The sequence below is a fragment of the Pseudoduganella sp. jia 12 genome (genome assembly GCF_055502675.1).
In genome coordinates, this window is record NZ_JBUXKP010000010.1 from 253,073 (window position 1) to 271,664 (window position 18,592).

The following is an 18,592-nucleotide window of genomic DNA, read 5'->3' on the forward strand; positions in this document are numbered from 1 at the left end:
GCCCGCAATCATAGTGGCTTAGCGTGCCCGCCGCAATTGCAGCCGAACCGGAGAGAAGGAAAACACCGTGCAAGCCCTGAAGCCCTACCTGATTGCCGCTACCGCCGTGCTGCTGGCCGCCTGCTCGAAGCCGCCGGAAAAAACGGAGGACGTGCGCCCGGTGCGCGCGATCGTGCTGCAAAGTTCCGACATCGACGTGAATGCCGAGTTCTCCGGCGAGGTGCGCGCCCGCTACCAGTCGCAGCTGGGGTTCCGCGTGCCCGGCAAGATCGTGGCGCGCAAGGTCGATGTCGGCGCCACGGTGCGCAAGGGCCAGGCACTGATGCAGCTCGATCCGCAGGACCTGCGGCTCGGCCAGGCGCAGGCACAGGCCTCGCTGCGGGCGACGGAAACGACCCGCGACCTGGCCGCGGCGGACGTGAAACGCTACCGCGAACTGCGCGCCCAGAACTTTGTCGCGCAGGCGGTGCTCGACGAAAAGGAATCGGCGTTGCGGGCGGCAGAGGCACAGGTGGATGCGGCCCGTGCGGGCTTTCGCGAACAGTCCAACCAGGCCGGGTATGCGACGCTGGTGGCGGACGTCGATGGCGTCGTGACGCAGGTGGCGGCCGAAGCCGGGCAGGTCGTGGCGGCCGGCACGCCGGTCGTGACCGTGGCCCGCACCGACGAGAAGGAGGTGGTGTTCGGCGTGCCGGAAGACCGCGTTGACGCGCTGCGCCAGGTATCGGACGTGCACGTGCGCCTGTGGGCGGCGCCGGACCGGGTGGTGCCGGCGAAGATCCGCGAAGTGTCGCCGGTGGCCGATCCGGCGACGCGTACGTATGCGTTCAAGGTCGCGCTACCCGCCACGCTGACGCAGGCCAAGCTTGGCATGACGGCGGTCGTGCAGTTCGCCTCGAAGGGCGAGCCGAAGATCAAGGTGCCGCTGTCGGCCCTGTTCCATGAGCGCAACGCGACATCCGTCTGGGTCGTCGAGCAGGGCGCCGTGCGGCTCGTGCCGGTGACGGTGGTGGCCGCCGAGGGCAACGACCTGGTGCTGGGCAGCGGCGTCAAGGCCGGCCAGACGGTGGTGACGGCGGGCGTGCACCTGCTCAAGCCGGGGCAGAAGGTGCGCATCCTGGGTGACGATGTTCCGAAGGCGCCGCCGGCGCCTGCCGCCAAGGGGGCATGATGAGTGGTATCGACCGGGGTTTCAACCTCTCGCGGTGGGCCCTCGAACATATTCCGCTGACCCGCTACCTGATCGCCGTGATGTTGATCGGCGGCATGCTCAGCTACAAGAACCTGGGCCAGGACGAGGACCCGCCATTCACGTTCCGGATCATGGTGGTGCAGGCCTTCTGGCCGGGCGCCACGGCGCTGCAGATGGCCAACCAGGTCACCGACAAGCTGGAAAAGAAGCTGCAGGAGACGCCGTATATCGACGAGATCAGCAGCTATTCGAAGCCGGGCCAGACGCTGATCATGCTGAGCCTGCGCGAATCGACACCGCCGAAGGAAACTGGGAACGCCTGGTACCAGGTGCGCAAGAAGGTGGGCGATATCGCCGGCACGCTGCCGCAGGGCGTGATCGGCCCCACGTTCAACGACGAATTCGGCGACACGTATGGCTCGATCTTCGCGCTGTCCGGCGATGGTTTCACTTATGCCGAGATGAAGGACTACGCCGACTTCGTGCGCCAGCAGCTGCTGCGCGTAGGCAAGGTTTCAAAGGTCGAACTGTTCGGCGTGCAGGATGAAAAGATCGACATCGAATTCTCGCACCAGAAGTTTGCCCAGCTGGGCATTCCGTTCGAGCAGATCGTCAACCAGATCGCCACGCAGAACACGATCGAGGCGACCGGCACGCTGGTGACGCCGACCGACAACCTGCAGGTGCGCGTGACGGGCGCGCTGGCCACCGTGAAGGACCTGGAAGACCTGGAGCTGCGCGCCAACGGCACCACGTTCCGGCTCGGGGACTTCGCCACCATCCGGCGCGGTTACCAGGATCCGCCGCGCGACAAGATGCGCTTCAACGGCAAGGAAGTGATCGGGCTGGGCGTCTCGATGGAAAAGGGCGGCAACATCATCGAGATGGGCAGGGCGCTGGAGGAAACCGTCTCGAGCCTGAAGGGCAAGCTGCCGGTCGGCATCGAACTGGCCCGCGTGTCCGACCAGCCGCAGGCCGTTACCGCCTCCGTCGGCGAATTCGTGCACACGCTGATCGAGGCGGTGCTGATCGTGCTGGCCGTGAGCTTCCTGGCGCTGGGCCTGCACACGAAACCGAAGTTGCGGCTGGACGTGCGCCCCGGCCTCGTGGTGGCGCTGACCATTCCGCTCGTGCTGGCCGTGACGTTCCTGTTCATGCGCATGCTGAACATCGACCTGCACAAGATCTCGCTGGGTGCGCTGATCATCGCGCTGGGCCTGCTGGTCGACGATGCGATCATCGCCGTCGAGATGATGGTGCGGAAGATGGAGGAGGGCCTGTCGCGCCTCGAGGCGGCCACGTTCGCGTATACATCCACGGCGATGCCGATGCTGACCGGCACGCTGATCACCGTGGCCGGCTTCGTGCCGATCGGGCTGGCGCAGTCGACGGCGGGCGAGTACACGTTCTCGCTGTTCTCCGTCAACGCGATCGCGCTGATCATGTCATGGGTGGTGGCCGTGGTGTTCACGCCCTATATCGGCTACCTGCTGCTGAAGGTGCAGCCGCACGCGCCGGGCGAGCATGGGCACGACGTGTTCGACTCGCCGGGGTTCCAGCGCTTCCGCCGCGTGGTGACCTGGTGCGTGGAATGGCGCAAGACGACGATCGTGGCCACCCTTGCGATCTTCGCACTCGGCGTCTACGGCTTCAATTTCATCGAGAAGCAGTTCTTCCCGGATTCGTCGCGGCCGGAGCTGATGGTGGAGATGTGGTCGCCGGAAGGCACGGCGTTCGCCGCCAACGAAGCCCAGGTGAAGAAGTTCGAGGACTTCATCCGCAGGCAGCCGGGCGTGGTGTCGGTTACGAGCTACGTGGGCACCGGCAGCCCGCGATTCTACCTGCCGCTGGACCAGATCTTCCCGCAATCGAACGTGTCGCAGATCGTGGTGCTGCCGAAGGACCTGCAGGCGCGCGCTGCACTGCAGAAGAAGATCACGCAGGTCTTCCATGATGATTTCCCCGAGGTGCGCGGGCGCGTGAAGCTGCTGCCGAACGGGCCGCCGGTGCCGTACCCGGTGCAGTTCCGCGTGACGGGTACCGAGGTCGACAAGGTGCGCGCGATCGCCGACCAGGTGAAGGGGATCGTGCGCGCCAACCCGAACGCCGTGGGCGTGAACGACAACTGGAACGAGGCGGTGAAGGTGCTGCGCCTCGACCTCGACCAGGATCGCATGCGCGCGCTGGGCGTGACGACGCAGACGGTGATGCGGGTTGCGAACACGGTGCTGTCCGGCACGGTGGTCGGCCAGTTCCGCGAGGGCATCCGGCTGATCGACATCCAGGTGCGCCAGCCGCTGGCGGAGCGGCAGACGATCGAGATCCTGAACAATACCAACGTGCCGACGGCGAGCGGCCGTTCGGTGCCGATCTCGCAGCTGGCCCGCGTGGACTTCGTGTGGGAGCCAGGCGTGGTGTGGCGGCTGGGCCGCGAGTGGGCGATCACCGTGCAGGCCGACGTCGTCGAAGGCATCCAGGGGCCGACCGTGTCCGGCCAGATCAACCCCGAACTGGCCGACCTGCGCGCGCGCCTGCCGGCCGGCTACAAGATCGAGGAGAAGGGCGCGGCTGCCGATTCCGGCGAGGCCGAGCAGTCGATCGCCGTGAACCTGCCGCTGGCGCTGTTCCTGATCTTCACGCTGCTCATGCTGCAGCTCCACAGCTTCTCGCGATCCCTGCTGGTGTTCCTGACCGGGCCGCTGGGCGTGGCCGGCGCGGCGTTCGCGCTGCTGTTGCTGGGCCGGCCGCTGGGCTTCGTGGCGAACCTGGGGATCATCGCCCTGTTCGGCATGATCATCCGCAATTCGGTGATCCTGGTCGACCAGATCGAGCAGGACATCAAGGCCGGCGCGGCGCCGTGGGATGCGATCGTGGAATCGGCGGTGCGGCGCTGCCGGCCGATCCTTCTGACGGCCGCTGCCGCTGCACTGGCGATGATTCCGCTGTCGCGTTCGGTATTCTGGGGCCCGATGGCCGTGGCGATCATGGGCGGGCTGGTACTGGCGACGGCATTGACGCTGCTGTTCCTGCCGGCGCTGTATGCGGCATGGTTCCGCGTTAAAAAGCCGGTGCGCTAGCAATATGCGGACGATGGATGGACGATTGGGCCGGCTTATTAATTGATCAGTTGGCTAAAGGTCAAAAATCGTCCCCATTTTTAGGAAAAACCAGTAAAATGCCGTGTTGAAGTTGAAAGCCCCTGGGATTTTCAGGGTAGGGCGACCCGTTTTCACTTAATGGTCGCCCTTTGCTTTTGCGCAAAGTAGCAATGGGAAAGCTGGAGATCCCGAATGGCGCCGTACCGCAGGTAATGCGCGGCGGCGCTGGTCGAGGTTTCCCATAGCGCGAGGATGGCGAAATTGGTAGACGCACCAGGTTTAGGTCCTGACGCCAGCAATGGTGTGGGGGTTCGAGTCCCCCTCCTCGCACCAACAGTATTCACAAATTTTTTGGACGATCTTTACATGGCAACTGCTGTCGAAAACTTGGGCAAACTCGAACGCCGACTCACGATTTCCTTCCCGCTGTCGGACGTCCGCTCCGAAGTGGAAAAGCGCCTGAAGGTGCAAGCCAAGTCCGCGCGCGCTCCCGGCTTCCGCCCGGGCAAGGTGCCGATGAAGATGGTGGCGGCCCAGTATGGCTACCAGATCGAAACCGAAGTGCTGAACGACAAGGTTGGCCGCGCGTTCAACGATGCCGCCAACGAGAACAACCTGCGCGTTGCCGGTTTCCCGAAGATCGAACCGAAAGAAGGTTCGCCGGAAGGCCAGCTGGCGTTCGACGCCACGTTCGAGGTGTATCCGGAAGTGGAAATCGGCGACCTGTCCCAGGTCGAGATCGAGACCGTGAAATCGTCCGTGACCGATGTCGAGATCGACAAGACGCTCGACATCCTGCGCAAGCAGCGCGTGCACTTCCACACCAAGGGTGAGGCAGGCGAGCACGGCGACGGCGGCGAAGCCGTGGCCGCCAACGGTGACCGCGTGACCGTGGACTTCGTTGGCAAGATCGACGGTGAAGAGTTCGCCGGCGGCAAGGCCGAAGACTACGTGTTCGTGCTGGGCGAAGGCCGCATGCTGCCGGAATTCGAAGCCGCGACCGTGGGCCTGAAAGTGGGCGAGGCGAAGACCTTCCCGCTGGCCTTCCCTGAGGATTATCACGGCAAGGACGTGGCCGGCAAGACCGCCGAGTTCACCATCACGCTGAAGAAGCTGGAATGGGCGCACCTGCCGGAAGTGGATGCCGAGTTCGCGAAATCGCTGGGCGTTGCCGACGGCGACCTGGCCAAGATGCGCGATGACATCAAGGTCAACCTGGAACGCGAAGTGAACGGCCGCGTCAAGGCGCGCAACAAGGAAGCCGTGATGGACGCGCTGGTGAACACCGCCACGCTGGACGTACCCCAGGCGCTGATCGACCAGGACACCGAGCGCCTGGCCGACATGACCCGCCAGGACATGGCTGCCCGCGGCATGAACGTAAAAGATGTACCATTCCCTCCGGAGCTGTTCAAGGACAAGGCCGAGCGCCGCGTGCGCCTGGGTCTGATCCTGTCGAAGCTGGTGGGCGACAACGAACTGCAAGCCACGCCGGACCAGGTGAAGGCCCAGATCGAAGACTTCGCGCAGAGCTATGAAGATCCGCGCGAAGTGCTGAAGTACTACTACAGCGACCGTCGCCGCCTGGCCGAAGTGGAAGCCCTTGTATTGGAAGAAAACGTCGTTACTTACGTCCTGGGCCTGTCGAAGACATCGGCGAAGGAAGTGCCGTTCGATGAACTGATGGGAAGCGCGGCACAGGGCTAAGTACTCCTGTCGCACAACATCCGGCACCGGCCGGCTGCAAGTTACGTGATGTTGCGGACTTGGGCCGGCCGGTGCGTTTCACAAGGAAAAGGAATGATCGGAATGAACCGCAATCCGGCGCTGGACACGGAAATGCTCGGCCTGGTGCCGATGGTGATCGAACAGAGCGGCCGTGGCGAGCGCTCGTATGACATTTACTCGCGCCTGCTGAAAGAGCGCGTGATTTTCATGGTCGGCCCGGTCAACGACCAGATGGCCAACCTGATCGTGGCGCAGCTGCTGTTCCTGGAAAGTGAAAATCCTGACAAGGATATTTCGCTGTACATCAATTCCCCCGGCGGTTCCGTGTCGGCCGGCCTGGCCATTTTCGATACGATGCAGTTCATCAAGCCCGATGTGTCGACCCTGTGCACGGGCATGGCCGCCTCGATGGGCGCTTTCCTGCTGGCCGCCGGCGCCAAGGGCAAGCGTTTCTCGCTGCCGAATTCGCGCATCATGATTCACCAGCCGTCCGGTGGTTCGCAAGGCCAGGCTTCCGATATCGAAATCCAGGCCAAGGAAATCCTGTACCTGCGTCATCGCCTGAACAGTATCCTGGCGGAGCGCACGGGCCAGACGATCGACCAGATCGCCAAGGATACCGACCGCGACCGCTTCATGTCCGGTGACGAGGCTGCCGAGTATGGCCTTATCGACAAGGTATTGACGACCCGCGCTTGATTTGGCCCAAGCGGGTAGCGGTTAGCGCGAGCCAAAACGCGAAAATTACGCCCGGACGCCACACCGTTCCGGGCGTTTTATTTTTATTTCGGGTAGCATGTGGTTGTGTGCAGGACTTCTTGCCCCATCACACACCATGTCTGAATGCCGTGGATGAATTTTGCTGTGTCTGATTCTCATGTGATCGAGCGTCATGTCCATGCCATGTCTTCATGATGGTCCGGGCGGCGTTTCCATCTTGCGGCTGTTCAGCGGCTCATTCAGCGGCACTGTCAGTAATTCGTGCAGCACCCATTCTTGTAACTAAAGAAAACGTCCCATGTCCGACAAAAAATCTTCCAGCGGTGAAAAACTTCTGTACTGCTCCTTCTGCGGCAAGAGCCAGCACGAGGTCAAGAAGCTGATCGCCGGGCCCTCCGTCTTCATCTGCGACGAGTGCATTGATTTGTGCAATGACATCATCCGCGACGAGACGTCCAGTATCGAATCCGTGACGGGCGCCAAGTCGGACCTGCCGACGCCCCACGAGATCGCCGAGCTGCTGAACCAGTATGTGATCGGCCAGCAAACGGCCAAGCGCATCCTGTCGGTGGCCGTATACAACCACTACAAGCGCCTGAAACACCTGGGCAAGAAAGACGACGTCGAGCTGGCCAAGAGCAATATCCTGCTCGTCGGCCCCACCGGTTCGGGCAAGACGCTGCTGGCGCAAACGCTGGCGCGCATGCTGAACGTGCCGTTCGTCATCGCCGACGCCACCACGCTGACCGAAGCCGGCTACGTGGGCGAAGACGTCGAGAACATCATCCAGAAGCTGCTGCAGAGCTGCAACTACGATGTGGAAAAGGCCCAGCGCGGCATCGTCTACATCGATGAGATCGACAAGATCTCGCGCAAGTCCGACAACCCGTCGATCACCCGCGACGTGTCCGGCGAAGGCGTGCAGCAGGCCCTGCTGAAGCTGATCGAAGGCACGATGGCCTCCGTGCCTCCGCAAGGCGGCCGCAAGCATCCGAACCAGGATTTCGTGCAGATCGACACCACGAACATCATGTTCATTTGCGGCGGCGCCTTCGACGGCCTGGCGAAGATCATCTCGAACCGTTCCGAGAAGAGCGGCATCGGCTTCTCGGCCACCGTGAAGAGCCAGGAACAGCGTTCCAACAGCGATATCCTGCTCGAGGCGGAGCCGGAAGACCTGATCAAGTTCGGCCTGATCCCCGAACTGGTCGGCCGCTTGCCGGTGGTGGCCACGCTGGCCGAGCTGACCGAGGAAGCGCTGATCCAGATCCTGGTCGAGCCGAAGAACGCGCTGATCAAGCAGTACGGCAAGCTGCTGGAAATGGAAGGCGCGGAACTGGAAATCCGTCCGGCCGCGTTGCATGCGATCGCGCGAAAGGCGCTGGCCCGCAAAACCGGCGCCCGCGGCCTGCGTTCGATCCTGGAACATGCGCTGCTCGACATTATGTATGACCTGCCGAATCAGCAGAATGTTACAAAAGTGGTTATCGATGAAAACACCATTACCCAGGGAGCAAAGCCGTTGTTGATTTATCAGGAATCGCCAAAAGCGTCCGGCGAAAATTGATTATCAAGGATTCAAGGCTCGCACACTGGTCGAAAAAAAGCGTTTTGCATCCTTAGAGCAACGCAGTACAATCGAAACCAATAAGAGAAGCAGGCTTCACTCGGAAAGCCACTCGCGGCGCTCGTCGCGCGTGGCTTTTTTATTTACTGCTGCTGACTTTTAGAGCAACGCCGCCAATGTTTTCAGCAAAGATAATGTGTTGAGAAGAATTATTCTGGCGGCGGGTCTTGTGATTCGGCTGCGAGTGCCTACATCATAAACATGCTTTTACATAAGGTACGCCATGACAACTTCCAAATTAACTGAGCAGACCCAACTGCCGTTGTTGCCTTTACGGGATGTCGTCGTTTTCCCGCATATGGTGATACCCCTGTTCGTAGGGCGTCCAAAATCGATCAAGGCCCTGGAAGCGGCAATGGAGCAAGGCAAGAGCATCATGCTTGCCGCACAAAAGGCTGCCGCGAAGGACGAACCTTCCCCTACCGATATTTATGAAATCGGCTGCGTTGCCAATATCCTGCAAATGCTGAAGCTGCCCGACGGCACCGTGAAGGTGCTGGTCGAAGGCGCGCAGCGCGCACGCATCCGCAAGATTACCGATACGCCCACGCACTTCGTGGCCGAGCTGCAGCCCCTCGATTCCGAAATCGGCGACGATTCCGAGATCGAGGCGATGCGCCGCGCGATCGTGCAGCAGTTCGACCAGTACGTCAAACTGAACAAGAAAATTCCGCCCGAGATCCTTGCTTCGCTGTCGGGCATCGACGATGCCGGCCGCCTGGCCGATACCGTGGCTGCCCACTTGCCGCTGAAGCTGGAACAGAAGCAGGTGATCCTCGAGATCTTCAACGTCGCCAAGCGCCTGGAGCACCTGCTCGGCCAGCTGGAAGGCGAACTCGATATCCTGCAGGTCGAGAAGCGCATCCGCGGCCGCGTCAAGCGCCAGATGGAAAAGTCGCAGCGCGAGTACTACCTGAACGAACAGGTCAAGGCCATCCAGAAGGAGCTGGGCGAAGGCGAAGAGGGCGCCGATTTCGACGAACTCGAGAAGAAGGTGCTGGCTGCCAAGATGCCGAAGGAGGCGCTGGACAAGGCCAACGCCGAACTGAAGAAGCTGAAGCTGATGTCGCCGATGTCGGCCGAGGCGACCGTGGTGCGCAACTACATCGACACGCTGGTCGGCCTGCCGTGGAAGAAGAAATCCAAGGTCAACGGCGACCTGTCCAATGCCGAGAAGGTGCTGGATACGGACCACTACGGCCTCGACAAGGTCAAGGAACGCATCCTGGAATACCTCGCGGTGCAGCAACGCGTCGACAAGCTGAAAGCCCCGATCCTGTGCTTCGTCGGTCCTCCGGGCGTGGGTAAAACCTCTCTGGGCCAGTCGATCGCCCGCGCCACCAACCGCAAGTACGTGCGGATGGCACTCGGCGGCGTGCGCGACGAAGCCGAGATCCGCGGCCACCGCCGTACCTACATCGGCTCGATGCCCGGCAAGGTGCTGCAGTCGCTGTCCAAGGTCGGTGTGCGCAATCCGCTGTTCCTGCTCGACGAGATCGACAAGATGGGCGCGGACTTCCGCGGCGACCCGTCGTCGGCCCTGCTCGAGGTGCTGGATCCGGAACAGAACCACACGTTCTCGGACCATTACATCGAGGTGGACTTCGACCTGTCGGACGTGATGTTCGTGGCCACGTCGAACTCGTACAATATCCCGCCGGCGCTGCTGGACCGGATGGAAGTGATCCGCCTGTCGGGCTATACCGAGGACGAGAAAGCCAGCATCGCGCTGCGCTACCTGCTGCCGAAGCAGATCAAGAACAACGGCCTGCAGGAAGGCGAGATCACGGTGAACGAAGCGGCCATCCGCGACGTCATCCGTTACTACACCCGTGAAGCGGGCGTGCGCTCGCTGGAACGCGAGGTCTCGAAGATCTGCCGCAAGGTCGTCAAGATGCTGCTGCTGAAGAAGACCGAGAAGAAGGTGGTCGTCACGCCGAAGAACCTGGATAAATTCCTGGGCGTGCGCCGTTACGACTTCGGCGTGGCCGAGAAGGAAAACCAGGTGGGCCAGGTGGTTGGCCTCGCATGGACCGAGGTGGGCGGCGACCTGCTGACGATCGAATCCGTCACCATGCCGGGCAAGGGCGGTGTGATCCGTACCGGCACGCTGGGCGACGTGATGAAGGAATCGATCGAGGCGGCCCGCACGGTCGTGAGGAGCCGTGCGCTCCGCCTCGGCATCAAGCCGGAGGTGTTCGAGAAGCAGGATATCCACATCCACGTGCCGGAAGGTGCGACGCCGAAGGACGGTCCGTCCGCCGGTATCGCGATGACGACGGCGATGGTGTCGGTGTTCACCGGTATCCCGGTCCGTGCCGACGTGGCGATGACGGGCGAGATCACGCTGCGCGGCGAGGTATTGCCGATCGGCGGGCTGAAGGAAAAGCTGCTGGCGGCCCATCGCGGCGGTATCAAGACGGTGCTGATCCCCGAGCAGAACGTGAAGGACCTGGCCGAAATCCCGGACAACGTCAAGAACAAGCTCGAGATCGTGCCGGTGCGCTGGATCGACAAGGTGCTGGAAATCGCCCTGGAACGCCAGCCGGAACCGCTCGCCGAAGTGCCTGCCGTGGAGCCGGTCGCGGCAGCCACGCAGAAGGCCGACGGCCAGACGGAAGTGGTCAAGCACTGACGTTTTACACCGCGTCGTGAAAAACAGGCACCCGAGGGTGCCTGTTTTGCGTTTCAGAGGGTGTTTTTTACAAATTGACGCCTTGACACAGAGCAAGCCCGGCTTGTTTAATACGGCCTGAGATTTTTCTCTGCCTGAAAATGCCGGTTTCGTTCGAAAAAACGAAATAAACGGTATAAATGATTTAAACCTTTGTGACGGGGAACAAGCTGTGAACAAGACTGAACTGATCGACCATATCGCCACTTCCGCCGATATCTCCAAGGCGGCCGCGGCGCGTGCCCTGGACGCGATGATCGATGGCGTTACCACCACTCTGGCCAAGAACGACAGCGTTACCCTGGTCGGCTTCGGCACCTTCATGGTGAGCGAGCGCGCTGCCCGTACCGGCCGCAACCCGCGCACGAAGGAAGAGATCACGATCGATGCCGCAAAAGTACCGAAATTTAAGGCTGGTAAAGCGCTGAAAGATGCAGTAAACTAATTGCCTTCGGTGAGCAGCCCAGCTGTTCACCGGTCGCAGCGGTCCCGGCAGCGGGCGCTTAGCTCAGTTGGTAGAGCGGATCCCTTACAAGGATTAGGTCGGGAGTTCGAGCCTCTCAGCGCCCACCAGAAGTCGAAGCTGTTGCTGTAGTAAAGATGTAAATCGTATGGTGCATTTGCTGGAGCGGTAGTTCAGTTGGTTAGAATACCGGCCTGTCACGCCGGGGGTCGCGGGTTCGAGCCCCGTCCGCTCCGCCAGCTACAGTGCGCAAACATCGAAATGCAGTAAATCGTTTCCGCCAGCGGAAACACTACCGGGAGCGGTAGTTCAGTTGGTTAGAATACCGGCCTGTCACGCCGGGGGTCGCGGGTTCGAGTCCCGTCCGCTCCGCCAGAATAATGAAAGAAGCCCGCCTTGGCGGGCTTTTTCATTATTCGCGTGGCGAGGCGGAGGGCTCCCCCTGCGGGGAGCCCGGCGGGACTCGAAGGGAATCGCCTACCAGCGATTCCGCGGCCGGCAGGATGTCGGCGAGCCCCGTCCGCGACGCGGTGTTTCGCGGAGCGCCGGCACTGCCGGACCGCCTTACTTGCTCGCTCATCCAATTTGGCATGCGCGAACCCACGCTTCGCCACGCCACGCCACGCCACGCCACGCTCCGCTTCGCCACGCTCCGCCACGCTTCGCTCCTGTGCGTTCCGCTCCGCCACGCTACGCTCCTCCGCGCTCCGCTCCCGCACGCTCGCTCCCCCACGTTCCGTCCCACAGCTCGCCATACCACGTCCCACTCGGCGGCAATCCATCTCTCTCCGCTTCATGCGCCACCCACTCAACCTTGCCGAAAATTCAAATGCTCACCTTGCTACATCGGAACACCGCCCCTATAATCGCGAGAGCAGCGAAAGGGGCGAACGCTAACGTTCGCCTTTTTTTTGTAATGCATAACCTGATAAATTGGCCATGTTTGAATTCATACGTACGCATCAAAAGCTGATGCAGATTTTGCTGGCGATCGTGATCGTTCCATCGTTCGTATTCGTCGGCGTGCAGGGCTACGACAGCATGGGCGACAGCGCGACCACGCTCGCCAAGGTCGACGGCAAGCCCGTGACCCAGCAGGAGTTCGATAACGCGCTGCGCCGCCAGCTGGACCAGTACCGCCAGCGCTTCGGCGAGCAGTTCGACCAGAAGATGTTCGATACCCCCGAGTTCAGGCAGAGCGTCCTCGACAACCTGATCGCGCAGCGCGCCGTCACGTCCGAAGTCGTGCGCGGTCACCTGACGATCAGCGACGCGGCACTGCAAAAGGCGATCCTCGACAGCATCCAGGACATCCCCGGCATGATCACGCCGGAAGGCAAGGTCGATATCGAGCGCTATCGCGCCACGCTGGCCAATAACAGCGGCCTCACGCCGGAAGGCTTCGAGCAGACGATGCGCCACGACATGGCGACGCAGCAGCTGGTCAGCGGTATCCAGGGCACGGCATTCGTGCCGCGCACCGTGGCGAAGCTGGTCACGGACCTGACCGAGCAGGAGCGCGACGTGCAGGAGCTGGCCATGCCGCTGCAGCAGTTCGCGGCCAATGTGAACGTCACCGACGCGATGATCAAGGCTTACTACGACAAGAACGCCAAGCAGTATGCCGTGCCGGAGCAGGCGCGCATCGAATACGTGGTGCTCGACGCGAAGGCGATCGAGAGCCAGGTCAGCGTGACCGACGACGAAGTGGCAGCGTTCTACAAGTCCAATGCAGCCCGCTACACGGCGCCGGAAGAACGCCGCGCCAGCCATATCCTGGTGGCCGTCAACAAGGATGCCAAGGCGGCCGACAAGGCTGCCGCGAAGGCCAAGGCCGAAGCGATCCTGGCGGACGTGAAAAAGGCGCCGGGTACCTTTGCGCAAGTGGCCAAGGCCAAGTCGGAAGATCCCGGTTCGGCCGAGCAGGGCGGCGACCTGGGCGTGATCGAAAAGGGTTCGCTGGTGCCTTCCGTGGAGCAGTCGATCTTTGCGCTGAAGCAGGGCGAAATCAGCAACGTCGTCGAATCCGAATTCGGCTACCACGTCATCACCGTGACGTCGCTGAAGCCCGCGGTCGTCAAGCCGCTGGATGAGGTGAAGACCGACATCGCCGCCGACCTGAAAAAGCAGAAGGCCGGCAAGAAGTACTCGGAAGTCGTGGAAACCTTCACCAACACCGTGTACGAACAGTCGGACAGCCTGAAGCCGGTGGCCGACAAGCTGGGCCTGAAGATCGAAACGGCCGACAACGTGACGCGCACCCCGGCCGCTGGCCCGGCGCCGGCACCGTACAGCAACGCCAAGTTCCTTGCTGCGCTGTTCGCCGACGACGCCGTCAAGAACAAGCGCAACACCGAAGCCATCGAAGTGGCACCGAGCACGCTCGTTTCCGGCCGCATCGTCGAATTCAAGCCGGCATCGCAGAAACCGCTGGCCGACGTCACCGCCGAGATCCGCCAGCGCGTGACGCTGGAGGAAGCGATGAAGGCCGCCAAGGCCGCCGGCGAGGCCAAGCTGGCCGCGCTGAAAAAGGCCGACGACGCCACCGGCTTCAGCCCGGTGCAGAAGGTGTCCCGCGCCAACGCGCAGAACATGCCGCAGCCTGTCGCGCGCGCCGTGCTGAAGGCCGACGTGTCCAAGCTGCCGGCATACGTGGGTGTGGAATTGCCCAACATGGGCTATGGCATCTACCGCATCAGCAAGGTGCACCAGCCTGCCACCGCCGACGAAGCGCGCCTGGCATCGGCCCGCGAACAGATCGGCAACATCGTCGCCCAGCAGGACATGCTGAACTACGTCGAAGTGCTGAAGGAAAAGGCCAAGGTCAAGATCGTGCGTCCGCTGACCAACGCGAAAGCCGGCGACGCGCAGTAAGCGTGCGACAGGCGTGCGAAAGCACGCCGCGCAGCCAAAGAAAAAGCCACCCTTGGGTGGCTTTTTCATTATCGTCTCATGCAGCGCGGCTCATGCAGCGCGGCTCATGCAGCACGGCCCATACAGCGCGGCTCGGGCAACCTGATGGTCAGTCTTCGTGCAATATCCGCGCGGCCGCCAGGAACGACGCCGGCGAAATATCCGGCAGCGCCACGGCGCGTGCGTTCTCGTACTGCGTGAAATTGCGTTGGATCGAGCGCGTGTAGGCCGGGTCGTAATGGTCGGCCAGCAGCTCGTCGACCAGTTCCGGCATGCGCCCTTCGGTGGCCATCTGCTGCCACTTGCCGATCCGTTCCTTGCCGTGCAGGTCGGTCAGGTAGGAGAGCTGCGTGTTCAGCGCCGGGGCGTTGCATGCGAAGTGCTGGTAATCCTCGATCAGCAGTTGCACCCGGTGCTCGCGCGCCACCTGCAAGGCGACGCATGGCGATGCGCGCATGCGTTCCATCAGCGCGCCGGGAACGCGCAGCGAACCCACCTTCTTGCTTTCCGATTCCACGAAGACCGGCAGCGCCGGGTCGAAGCGGCGCAGCCGGTCCCAGATCGACGTCTCGAACGCCTTTTGCGTGGGCTGCGGCTGGCACGGCAGGTTGCCCAGTACCGAGCCACGGTGCGCCGCCAGCTGTTCCAGGTCCAGCACCTGGGCGCCGATCGATTCCAGCGTGTCGAGCAGCCGTGTCTTGCCGCTGCCGGTGGTACCGCAGATCACGCGCAAGTCCAGCTCCGGCACCAGTTCCAGGTCGGCGTTGACACGGTTGCGGAACGCCTTGTAGCCGCCTTCGAGCTGCACCACCGGCCAGCCGATCTTCGCCAGGATGTGCGCCATCGAACCGCTGCGGTTGCCGCCGCGCCAGCAGTAGACCAGCGGTTTCCATTCGCGCGGCTTGGCGTGCCACAGGGTGTCGATATGGTGGGCGATGTTCGCCGCCACCATCGGTGCGCCCACCTTTTTTGCCTCGAAGGGGCCGGTCTGCTTGTACAGCGTGCCCACGGCGATGCGCTGCTCGTCGTCGAGTACCGGGCAGTTGATCGCGTTCGGCAGGTGGTCGAGCGCGAACTCGGCCGGCGTGCGGGCATCGATGATCGTATCGAAGTCGTCGAGCCGGGCCAGCACGTCGTCGATGGAAAGGATTTCTGGATACTTCATTTGGACCTTAGGATGGGCAGCAGGTGCGGCCAGATATTGTTCAGGATGATCGGGTGGGCGCTGGCCAGCGGATGGATCCGGTCGGCCTGGAACAGATCCATTTTCTCGGCCACGCCATCGAGCATGAACGGCGCCAGGCCAACTTTCTCGTCGCGGCTGATTGCGCCGTACATGGCAAAGAATTTTTCCGAATAGTCGCGGCCATAGTTCGGTGGAATGCGGATGCCCACCAGCAGCACGCGCGCACCCGCACCCCGCGCCGCCTTCACCATCGCGCGCAGGTTGCTGTCGGTGGCGGGCACGGGCAGGCCGCGCAGCCCGTCGTTGGCGCCCAGTTCAAGCACCACGTAATCCGGCTGGTGCTTCTTCAGCAGTGCAGGCAGGCGGGTACGGCCGCCGCTGGTCGTCTCGCCGCTGACGCTCGCGTTGACGATGCGGATATCGAATTTCTGCGCCTGCAGCTTGCGCTCGAGTAGGGCCACCCAGCCGGTGCCACGCGCCAGGCCATATTCGGCGGACAGGCTGTCGCCCACCACGAGCAGCGTTTTTGGGGCAGAATAGGCGATCGCCGGGCTGCCCCACAGCAGCAGCATGGCGCCGAGGCACACGCAGCACCGCTCCAATATTTTCGCATTGATCCTCGCATCTATCCTATTCACCAAGCCAAGCAGACCTTCGACCATGCCAGATTTTCCTCACGCGACCAGCAATTTTGTTCCAAACTCGCCTGCAACGCAGAACAACGGTGCGCACGCCACCGGCGCCGTGGCCGGCGCGGCCGCCATCGCGGTATCGGGCCTGACCAAGCGCGTGGCCGATGCAAGCGGCGAGCTCACCATTTTGCACAGCGTGGATTTTACCGTGCAAAAGGCCGAGACGCTGGCAATCGTGGGCGCATCGGGATCCGGCAAGTCCACGCTGCTGGGCCTGCTGGCCGGGCTCGATACGCCCAGCGATGGCAAGGTGCTGATCGACGGCACCGATATCTTCGCGCTCGACGAGGACGGCCGTGCCGCGCTGCGCAAGGCCAAGCTGGGTTTCGTGTTCCAGTCGTTCCAGCTGCTGCCGCACCTGACGGCGGTGGAGAACGTGATGTTGCCGCTGGAGCTGGCAGGCGATGGCGATGCCCGGCCGAAGGCCGAGGCCATGCTGGGCCGCGTGGGCCTGTCGAGCCGGCTGAAGCATTATCCGAAATACCTGTCCGGCGGCGAACAGCAGCGTGTCGCGCTGGCCCGCGCCTTCGTCACGCAGCCGCCGCTGCTGCTGGCGGACGAGCCGACCGGCAGCCTCGATGCCGCCACCGGCGAAGCCGTGATCCAGCTGATGTTCGAACTCAATCGCGAGCACGGGTCCACGCTCGTGCTCGTCACCCACGATCCGGCAATGGCGGCCCGCTGCGGCCGCACGATCACGATTGCCGCCGGTCGGCTTGTCTGACCTTGCGTGACCGAAGCGCAGCGGGCACGTGCGCCTGTTGCGCGACCAGCCGGTTCAACGCCACGCGTATCGTCGGAATCAGTTCGCCGGCCGTCAGGCCGATCGGCCCCGTACCTTCCGCCACCAGCATGTCCGCCGCCATGCCGTGCAGCCAGACGGCGGCCAGTGCCGCTTCCCAGCCGGGCCAGCCTTGCGCCATCAATGCGCCGGCCAGGCCGGCCAGCACGTCGCCGGTGCCCGCGGTGGCCAGGCCCGCGTTACCGGTGGGATTGATCGCAAGGCGTCCGTCCGGCGCGGCGATGACGCTACCCGATCCTTTCAGAACAACGCAGGCATTGAGCCGTTCCGCCAGCGTGCGGGCGGCTGCCGGGCGGTCGGCCTGCACCGCGCCGATCGGCATAGCCAGCAAGCGTGCCGCTTCGAGCGGGTGAGGTGTGGCAAGCGTGGGTGCGGCGCGCTTCGCTACTGCGCCCTGCAGCGACGCATCCGCGGCAAGCAGGTTCAGCGCATCCGCGTCGAGTACCAGCGGCTGGTCCGCCGCCACGGCACTTGCCAGCAGGCGCGCGGCCTCGTCGCCGGTGCCGAGCCCCGGCCCTGCCACGGTCACGCCATCGGCAAAGTCGACATCGCGCGCGGCGCGGCACATCAGTTCGGGCTGGCCCGCATCCACGGCCAGCGGTTCGCCGGCGAAACACAGGTAGACGCGTCCTGCGCCGCCGTGCAGTGCCGCCCGCCCGGCCAGCACGGGTGCGCCCGCCATGCCCGCTGCGCCGCCCACCACGAACACATTGCCGTAGCTGCCTTTGTGGCTGTTGTGCCGCCGCGCACGCGCATGGCGGGCGAAGAACGCCGGATCGTTCAGGTGCATCGACGCTGGCGGGAACGATGCCGCCGGCAGGTCCAGCCCGGCAACGATGATGTTGCCGGCATGGTCGCGGCCGTCGCAGGTGTGCAGGCCGGGCTTGTCGCCGATGAACGTGATCGTGTGCGTGGCCCGCACGGCGCGGCCGCCGGTGCCGACGATGCAGCCCGTATCCGCATCCAGGCCGCTCGGCACGTCCAGCGCGAGCACGGGGCTGGGCAGCGCGTTGACGGCATCCACCAGGGCGCCGGAAACGCCGTCGAGCGGGCGCTGCAGGCCGATGCCGAACAGGCCGTCGACGACGAGCTGCCAGTCGCCGGCCGCGATATCGTGCGGCGTCAGCGCCACGAACCGTGCCGTGCTGGCCTGGGCGCGCTGCAATGCGCGGTCCCGTTCGGGTGCGGTGGCGCGGGTCGGTATGATGTGCACGACGGACACGTGGGCGCCGGCGAGCGCCAGGTGTGCGGCAACCTCGAACGCGTCGCCGCCATTGTTGCCGGGCCCTGCCAGCACGAGCACGTTCGCCCCGTCCGTGGCGAACGGCAGCAGGTCCAGCGCCGCGTCGGCGCCCGCACGCCCCGCGCGTTCCATCAGTGTGCCCGCCGGCAGGGCCGCGGCGGAGAGGCGTTCGACATCACGGATCTGGGCAACGCTGTACAGGGGATTCATGGCAGTGCGCTGAGGGAAAGGAGAGCCGATAGAATAGCGCTTTT

Annotated in this window: 12 protein-coding genes and 4 tRNA genes; 13 read left to right on the forward strand and 3 right to left on the reverse strand. The window is 63.4% G+C overall.

Annotation, left to right across the window (positions count from 1 at the left end):
* Positions 1 to 67 precede the first annotated feature (67 nt).
* The 12 genes from ACY65G_RS22175 (at position 68) to ACY65G_RS22230 (ending at position 14,376) form a co-directional block, all read left to right on the forward strand.
* Entirely contained in the window at positions 68 to 1,171 is a 1,104-nt protein-coding gene (locus ACY65G_RS22175; protein WP_464999462.1) for an efflux RND transporter periplasmic adaptor subunit, read from the forward strand.
* The gene (locus ACY65G_RS22180; RefSeq protein WP_464999463.1) at positions 1,168 to 4,269 is read left to right on the forward strand and encodes an efflux RND transporter permease subunit; all 3,102 of its coding nucleotides are present in this window, start codon (positions 1,168 to 1,170) and stop codon (positions 4,267 to 4,269) included. The genes ACY65G_RS22175 and ACY65G_RS22180 overlap by 4 nt, the downstream gene beginning before the upstream one ends.
* A gap of 267 nt (positions 4,270 to 4,536) precedes the next feature.
* Positions 4,537 to 4,623 (forward strand) — tRNA-Leu (locus ACY65G_RS22185).
* A gap of 33 nt (positions 4,624 to 4,656) precedes the next feature.
* Positions 4,657 to 5,997, forward strand: a complete 1,341-nt coding sequence (gene tig / locus ACY65G_RS22190; protein WP_464999464.1) for a trigger factor — start codon at positions 4,657 to 4,659, stop codon at positions 5,995 to 5,997.
* 102 nt (positions 5,998 to 6,099) lie between these two features.
* Entirely contained in the window at positions 6,100 to 6,717 is a 618-nt protein-coding gene (gene clpP, locus ACY65G_RS22195) for an ATP-dependent Clp endopeptidase proteolytic subunit ClpP (protein ID WP_371861255.1), read from the forward strand.
* A gap of 319 nt (positions 6,718 to 7,036) precedes the next feature.
* Positions 7,037 to 8,305, forward strand: a complete 1,269-nt coding sequence (gene clpX / locus ACY65G_RS22200) for an ATP-dependent Clp protease ATP-binding subunit ClpX (RefSeq protein ID WP_130189323.1) — start codon at positions 7,037 to 7,039, stop codon at positions 8,303 to 8,305.
* Between the two features lie 283 nt (positions 8,306 to 8,588).
* A complete protein-coding gene (gene lon, locus ACY65G_RS22205; protein WP_464999465.1) occupies positions 8,589 to 11,000 on the forward strand; it encodes an endopeptidase La in 2,412 nt (803 codons plus the stop codon).
* 211 nt (positions 11,001 to 11,211) lie between these two features.
* The gene (locus ACY65G_RS22210) at positions 11,212 to 11,484 is read left to right on the forward strand and encodes an HU family DNA-binding protein (protein WP_107142294.1); all 273 of its coding nucleotides are present in this window, start codon (positions 11,212 to 11,214) and stop codon (positions 11,482 to 11,484) included.
* A gap of 52 nt (positions 11,485 to 11,536) precedes the next feature.
* Positions 11,537 to 11,612, forward strand: a tRNA-Val gene (locus ACY65G_RS22215).
* Positions 11,613 to 11,664: 52 nt separating this feature from the next.
* Positions 11,665 to 11,741: transfer RNA gene (locus ACY65G_RS22220), tRNA-Asp, on the forward strand.
* Positions 11,742 to 11,800: 59 nt separating this feature from the next.
* Positions 11,801 to 11,877: transfer RNA gene (locus ACY65G_RS22225), tRNA-Asp, on the forward strand.
* Between the two features lie 564 nt (positions 11,878 to 12,441).
* A complete protein-coding gene (locus ACY65G_RS22230) occupies positions 12,442 to 14,376 on the forward strand; it encodes a SurA N-terminal domain-containing protein (RefSeq protein ID WP_464999466.1) in 1,935 nt (644 codons plus the stop codon).
* Positions 14,377 to 14,524: 148 nt separating this feature from the next.
* Here ACY65G_RS22230 and mnmH read toward each other — a convergent pair whose 3' ends face one another.
* Both mnmH and ACY65G_RS22240 read right to left on the reverse strand, forming a co-directional pair.
* Positions 14,525 to 15,580, reverse strand: coding sequence for a tRNA 2-selenouridine(34) synthase MnmH (gene mnmH, locus ACY65G_RS22235; protein ID WP_464999467.1), 1,056 nt, complete (start codon positions 15,578 to 15,580; stop codon positions 14,525 to 14,527).
* Entirely contained in the window at positions 15,577 to 16,173 is a 597-nt protein-coding gene (locus tag ACY65G_RS22240; protein WP_464999538.1) for an arylesterase, read from the reverse strand. The genes mnmH and ACY65G_RS22240 overlap by 4 nt, the downstream gene beginning before the upstream one ends.
* A gap of 88 nt (positions 16,174 to 16,261) precedes the next feature.
* Here ACY65G_RS22240 and ACY65G_RS22245 point away from each other — a divergent pair, with 88 nt between their 5' ends.
* A complete protein-coding gene (locus tag ACY65G_RS22245; RefSeq protein WP_464999468.1) occupies positions 16,262 to 17,017 on the forward strand; it encodes an ABC transporter ATP-binding protein in 756 nt (251 codons plus the stop codon).
* Here the strand turns inward: ACY65G_RS22245 and ACY65G_RS22250 are convergent.
* On the reverse strand, positions 16,989 to 18,548 hold the full coding sequence (locus ACY65G_RS22250; protein WP_464999469.1) for an NAD(P)H-hydrate dehydratase: 1,560 nt from the start codon (positions 18,546 to 18,548) through the stop codon (positions 16,989 to 16,991). The genes ACY65G_RS22245 and ACY65G_RS22250 overlap by 29 nt on opposite strands.
* Positions 18,549 to 18,592 lie beyond the last annotated feature (44 nt).

Bases quoted from the DNA above. Each gene is read 5' to 3' on its own strand.
- ACY65G_RS22230 (WP_464999466.1), top strand. From the start codon at position 12,442: ATGTTTGAATTCATACGTACGCATCAAAAGCTGATGCAGATTTTGCTG.
- ACY65G_RS22240 (WP_464999538.1), bottom strand. From the start codon at position 16,173: ATGCTGCTGCTGTGGGGCAGCCCGGCGATCGCCTATTCTGCCCCAAAA.
- ACY65G_RS22180 (WP_464999463.1), top strand. From the start codon at position 1,168: ATGATGAGTGGTATCGACCGGGGTTTCAACCTCTCGCGGTGGGCCCTC.
- ACY65G_RS22250 (WP_464999469.1), bottom strand. From the start codon at position 18,548: ATGAATCCCCTGTACAGCGTTGCCCAGATCCGTGATGTCGAACGCCTC.
- ACY65G_RS22245 (WP_464999468.1), top strand. From the start codon at position 16,262: ATGCCAGATTTTCCTCACGCGACCAGCAATTTTGTTCCAAACTCGCCT.
- mnmH (WP_464999467.1), bottom strand. From the start codon at position 15,580: ATGAAGTATCCAGAAATCCTTTCCATCGACGACGTGCTGGCCCGGCTC.
- clpX (WP_130189323.1), top strand. From the start codon at position 7,037: ATGTCCGACAAAAAATCTTCCAGCGGTGAAAAACTTCTGTACTGCTCC.
- clpP (WP_371861255.1), top strand. From the start codon at position 6,100: ATGAACCGCAATCCGGCGCTGGACACGGAAATGCTCGGCCTGGTGCCG.
- tig (WP_464999464.1), top strand. From the start codon at position 4,657: ATGGCAACTGCTGTCGAAAACTTGGGCAAACTCGAACGCCGACTCACG.
- lon (WP_464999465.1), top strand. From the start codon at position 8,589: ATGACAACTTCCAAATTAACTGAGCAGACCCAACTGCCGTTGTTGCCT.